The 5,309-nt window shown below is 78.3% G+C and carries 5 protein-coding genes and 1 pseudogene; 1 reads left to right on the top strand and 5 read right to left on the bottom strand.

The window, feature by feature from the left end; all coding sequences use genetic code 11:
* Positions 1–348 (top strand): annotated as a pseudogene (locus PKY62_RS11845) (nitronate monooxygenase); the annotation flags it as partial.
* 12 nt (positions 349–360) lie between these two features.
* Here PKY62_RS11845 and PKY62_RS11840 read toward each other — a convergent pair.
* The 5 genes from PKY62_RS11840 to PKY62_RS11820 form a co-directional block, all read right to left on the bottom strand.
* Complete coding sequence (locus PKY62_RS11840; protein WP_324537215.1) at positions 361–2,022, bottom strand: 5-oxoprolinase subunit B/C family protein; 1,662 nt, start codon at positions 2,020–2,022, stop codon at positions 361–363.
* On the bottom strand, positions 2,019–2,777 hold the full coding sequence (locus PKY62_RS11835; protein ID WP_324537213.1) for a LamB/YcsF family protein: 759 nt from the start codon (positions 2,775–2,777) through the stop codon (positions 2,019–2,021). Before PKY62_RS11835 ends, PKY62_RS11840 begins: the two co-directional genes overlap by 4 nt.
* Before the next feature lie 2 nt (positions 2,778–2,779).
* Positions 2,780–4,063, bottom strand: a complete 1,284-nt coding sequence (locus tag PKY62_RS11830; protein ID WP_324537211.1) for an APC family permease — start codon at positions 4,061–4,063, stop codon at positions 2,780–2,782.
* Entirely contained in the window at positions 4,060–5,013 is a 954-nt protein-coding gene (locus PKY62_RS11825) for an LLM class flavin-dependent oxidoreductase (protein ID WP_324537209.1), read from the bottom strand. Before PKY62_RS11825 ends, PKY62_RS11830 begins: the two co-directional genes overlap by 4 nt.
* Before the next feature lie 7 nt (positions 5,014–5,020).
* A partial coding sequence (locus PKY62_RS11820; RefSeq protein WP_324537207.1) for a DapH/DapD/GlmU-related protein occupies positions 5,021–5,309 on the bottom strand: 289 nt, incomplete at its 5' end.

The following is a 5,309-nucleotide window of genomic DNA, read 5'->3' as shown; positions in this document are numbered from 1 at the left end:
GGCTACCTGCGCACGCCGTACGTCCGCACCACCGGGGCGATCGGCTACCACTGCCCGGCCGAGCCGACGGGCACGTACGAGCGCAAGGGCGGGGACCTGGCGGAGACCGTCGGGCGCGCATGCCTGTGCAACGCGCTCGCCGCCGACGTCGGCCTGGGCCAGACGCGCGCCGACGGCTACACCGAGGAGCCGCTCCTCACGCTCGGGGCCGACCTCGGCGGCGCCCACCGGCTCATCGACGCGCACCCCGACGGGTGGACGGCGACCGAGGCGATCGAGTGGCTGCTCAGCGAGCAGCCCGAGGCAGTGTCGTCCCCGCAGCGGGAGCGGGCGACGCAGGACGCCTGATCGGGGGTCTGCTCACGCCGACCCCCGGGCGGCACCCGCGTCCGGCACGGGCCCCTCGACGGGGCGCAGCACGACCTCCTGCCCGGGGCGGGCCTGGGCCAGGAGGTCCAGCCCGGGTTCGACGACCACCGCGACCACCGGGTAACCGCCCGTCACCGGGTGGTCGACGAGCAGCACCACCGGCTCGCCCGACGGTGGCACCTGCACCGCACCGGCCACCATCGGCTCGCTCGGGAGCTCGGCCCCGGCCACCCCGGGGCGGGGGTCGCGCTGGATCCGCGGCCCCGCCAGGCGCACCCCGACGCGGTCCGAGCGCTCCGTGACGCGCCAGGTCGCGGCGCACAGGTCGGCCACGCTCGCGGCGGTGAACCAGTCCGCGCGCGGGCCGAGCACCACCGGCACCTCGAGCGGGCCCTCCGGCCAGGGCTCGGCGTGCTCGGGAAGCCCGACGACGGCGGCGTCCCGTGGCGGGGCGACATCGAGCGCCGAGCCACGGGCCAGGCGCGGCGGACCGAGCCCGCTCAGCACGTCGGCCGCGCTGCTGCCGAGCGCGAGGCGCACGTCCAGCCCGCCCCGCACGGCCACGTAGCGACGCAGCCCGGCCGTCGGGGGCCCGACGTGCACCTCGGCGCCGTCCGGTACGGCGAACGGGGCGCCGACGCCCTGGTCCGCGACCGCGCCGTCGCGGTGCACGGTCACCGGCCCGGGCGGCCCGGTGACGACGAGCACCTGGTCGGCGACCGCCCGCAGGGCGAGGTGGCCGAGGGTCTCGACCAGGGCCGCGCCCGGGGGGTTGCCCACCAGGCGGTTGGCCCGGACCGCGGCACCCCGGTCGGCCGCGCCGGAGCCGGGGACCCCCACCGCCTCCAGCCCGGGCCGCCCGAGGTCCTCGACGAGGCTCAGCGGGCCGGGGTCGACCACCAGGAGCCGCCCGCCCGGACCGGGACCCGCGGGAGTGCTCCCCGGCTCGTCCACCGGGCCGCCCATGCCGGCGGTCGCGTCGGCCGTCGCGTCGGCGGTCGCGTCGGCCGTCGTGCCGGCGCCCGCGACGAGCCCGACCGCCTCGCGGACCGCGACGAACCGCACCAGGTCGCCGGGGGCGACCAGCGCCGGCGGGTCACGGTCGACGTCCCACAGCACGGCTGCGGTGCGTCCGAGCAGCTGCCAGCCGCCGGGCGAGGCCCGCGGGTAGACGGCAGAGAACTCCCCCGCCAGGCCGACCGCGCCGGCGGGGACGCGCGTGCGCGGGCTCGCGCGGCGCGGCACCGCCGGGCCCCGGCCGCTGAGGTAGACGAACCCCGGCGCGAAACCGCCGAAGGCCGCCGTCCACGACTGGCCGGTGTGCTGGGCCACGACCGCGTGCGCGCTGCGCCCGGTGAGCGCGGCGACCTCGTCGAGGTCCGCGCCGTCATAGACGACCTCCAGGCGCACCGTGCGGCCCGCGGCCGGGACCGCGAGAGGTTCCGGGGCGTGGTCGGCCAGGGCGGCGACGGCCGCGGTCGCCGCCGCGGCATCGACGTACCGGATCAGCACCGTGCAGGCACCGACCCGCACGTCGACCTGACCGGGCAGCGGCGACCGCTGCAGGCCGCCCGCCAGCGCCAGGGCCTGCGCCAGGTCGGCGCAGTCGACCAGCAGGGCGCGCCGCCCCACCGGTGCGACCCGTCGGCTCACAGGGCGCTCGTCACCCGCACACCCGCCGCGTCCAGGGCGCCGCGCACGGCCGTGGCGATCGCGACCGCACCGGGGGTGTCCCCGTGGACGCACACGCTCTGCGGGCGCAGCGTGAGCTCGGTCCCGTCGATCGCGGTCACCCGACCCTCGACCACCATCCGCACCACCCGCCGGGCGATGGCCTCGGCGTCGTGCAGCACGGCGCCGGGCACGGACCGCGGCACCAGCGAGCCGTCCGGCAGGTAGGCCCGGTCCGCGAACGCCTCCACCACGGTGCGCACCCCCGCGGCGGCCGCCTGCCGCGCGACGACGCTGCCCGGCAGCACCAGCAGCGCCAGCCCCGGGTCGACCGACCGGACGGCCAGCACGACGGCCGCCGCCTGCTCCTCGTGGTGGACCAGCGCGTTGTAGAGCCCGCCGTGCGGCTTGACGTACCGCACGGACGTGCCCGCGACCGCCGCGAGCGCCGCGAGCGCGCCGACCTGGTAGACCACCTCCGCCGTGAGCTCGCGAGGGTCGACGTCGAGGAACCGGCGGCCGAAGCCCGCCAGGTCGCGGTAGCCGACGTGCGCGCCCACCGTGACCCCGGCCGCCGCGGCGGTCACGCACGTGGCGTGGGCGGTGACCGCGTCACCCGCGTGGAACCCGCAGGCGACGCTCGCGCTCGACACCAGGCCGATGAGCGCCTCGTCGTCGCCCATCCGCCACGAGCCGAACGACTCGCCGACGTCGCAGTTCAGGTCGATGTTGGCCATCGTCACCTCCGGGCCGACCCTAGCGCCCGCGTGCCGACACCCACGGCGAGGATCGCCAGGCCGGTCAGCACGGCCGCGAGCGGCAGCGTCGCCGCGAGCACCGTGCACCCGACGGCACCGAGCACCTGGAGCACGCGCGGCGACCGGCGGTGCGCGCCGTCCTGGGTGGCGGCCGCGAGGTTGGCCACGAGGTAGTAGACGAGCACGCCGAACGACGAGAACCCGATGACCCCGCGCAGGTCGACGGTGGCGACGAGCAGCACCACCGCGGCGGCGACCGCCAGCTCCGCGTGGTGCGGCGTGCGGTGGACGGGGTGGACGGCGGCCAGCCAGCCCGGCAGGTCCCCCGTGCGGGCCATCGCCAGGGTGGTGCGGCCCACGCCCGCAAGCAGCGCGAGGAGGGCTCCGAGCGCGGCGGCAGCCGCGGCGACGCGCACCAGCGGGACGGCCCACACCCAGCCGCTCGCGACGACCGCGTCGACCAGCGGCTCGGTGCTGCCCGCGAGCGCGCGCGGCCCGAGCGCGGCCAGCAACGTGGCCCCGACGAGCAGGTAGACGCCCGTGGCCAGGCCCAGGGCGATCCCGATCGCCCGCGGGATGGTGCGGGCGGGGTCGCGGACCTCTTCGCCCAGGGTGGCCACCCGCGCGTACCCCGCGAACGCGAAGAAGAGCAGCCCGGCGGCCTGCAGGACGCCGTACCAGCCGCCCCCCGCTCCCGTCGCAGCCCCGGCCGCGACCGCCGGACCGCCGAGCAGCCCCGCCACGACCACCGCACCGAGCACGGCCAGCACCACAGCCACGAGGACCCCCGTCGCACGGGCCGTCCGCGTCACGCCGCGGTAGCCGATCGCGGCGAGCGCGACGACCGCACCGACGGCCGCGGGACGCTGCCACGCCGCGGGGACGACGTAGGCGGCGAACGTCATCGCCATCGCGGCGAGCGACGCCGTCTTGCCGACGACGAAGCCCCACCCGGCCACGAACCCCCACCACGGTCCCAGGCGCTCGCGCCCGTAGACGTACGTGCCGCCGGAGGTCGGGTACTGGGCGGCGAGCTGGGCCGACGCGGTCGCATTCGCGTACGCGACCGCCGCCGCGACCCCCAGCCCGAGCAGCAGCGCGGACCCCGCGGCCCGCGCGGCGGGGCCGAACACGACGAAGACGCCCGCGCCGAGCATCGAGCCCAGGCCGAGGACCACCGCGTCACCCGTGCCGAGCCGGCGGGCCAGCGCCGGCCGCCCGCCGGGGGGCGGAGCGCCGGTGGACCCGTCGGGCGAGCCCGTCACAGCACCGCCGCGAGGGACTCGAGGGCCGCGAACGGGTCCGGCCCCACGGGCGCGAGCACCACGGTCGACGCACCCGCGGCGCCCAGCGACGCCAGCCGTGCGCGCGCCACCGCGGGGGTCCCGACCACGGCGAGCTGGTCCACCCAGTCGGCCGGCAGGGCGGCGGCGAACGCCCGCGGGTCGGCGCTGCGTGCTCGCAGGTCCGCGAGCTCGGCGGCGAACGGCAGGTCGACGAGGTGCGGCGCGACGTCGGCCTCCCCCACCCACGCCAGGACCGGCAGCACGGCGGCGCGGGCACGGTCGATGTCGTCGTCGACCGCAGCGGGGGTGAACGCCGCGATCGGGTGCGGCCCGGGTGCCGCGATCTGGTGGCGCGCCGCCGCGAGGTAGGCGGGCGTCACCGGCTCGGCGAGCACGGTCCCGTCGGCGACGCGGCCCGACAGCGCGAGCGACCGTGGGCCACGCACGCCGAGCACCACCGGTGGGACCCGCTCGGGCGGGGCCGCCAGCCGCACGCCGTCGATCCGGACGTACCGGCCCTCGGTGCGCACCTCGCGGCCGTGCAGCAGGTCCCGGACGGTGGTCGTGGTCTCCTCCAGCAGCCCGAGCGGGCTCGCGGGCCACGCACCGACCGAGCGGAGCCAGCCGGGCATGCCGTGCCCGATCCCGATCGTGAGCCGGCCCGGGTGCAGGGCTGCCAGGGTGGCGGCCTCCATCGCGAGGAAGACGGGGTGGCGCGCCGCCGCGGGCACGATGCCGAGCGCCACGCCGATCCGCTCGGTGACCGCCAGGGCCGTGGCCGCCTGGGCGAACCCGCCGTGGAACCCCAGGTCCTCGACCACCCACAGCTCGGCGAACCCCAGCTCCTCGACCCGGCGGGCGAACCCCACGAGCCGGTGGGCGGGCAGGTCCCGCGGCTGGATGATGCCGACGGCGGGCAGGCGGCTCACCGCGCCGTCACAGGTGGCGGATGACGCGGGCGGGGTTGCCGACGGCCACGACACCCGCCGGCAGGTCCTTGGTCACCACGGAGCCCGCGCCCACCACGGTGTCGTCGCCGATGCTCACGCCGGGCAGCACGATGACCCCACCGCCGAGCCACACGTTGTCGCCCAGGGTGATGGCGGCCGCTGCCTCGACCTTGTCCCGCCGGGGCCCGGGCTCGGTGGGGTGGATGGGGGTGAGCAGCTGGACGTTGGGCCCGATCTGGCAGTCGTCGCCGATGGTGATGGGCGCGACGTCCAGG

Origin of the sequence: Actinotalea sp., assembly GCF_035443605.1 — a bacterium.
Classification (GTDB): domain Bacteria; phylum Actinomycetota; class Actinomycetes; order Actinomycetales; family Cellulomonadaceae; genus Actinotalea.
This window is presented reverse-complemented; position numbering and strand designations above follow the sequence as displayed.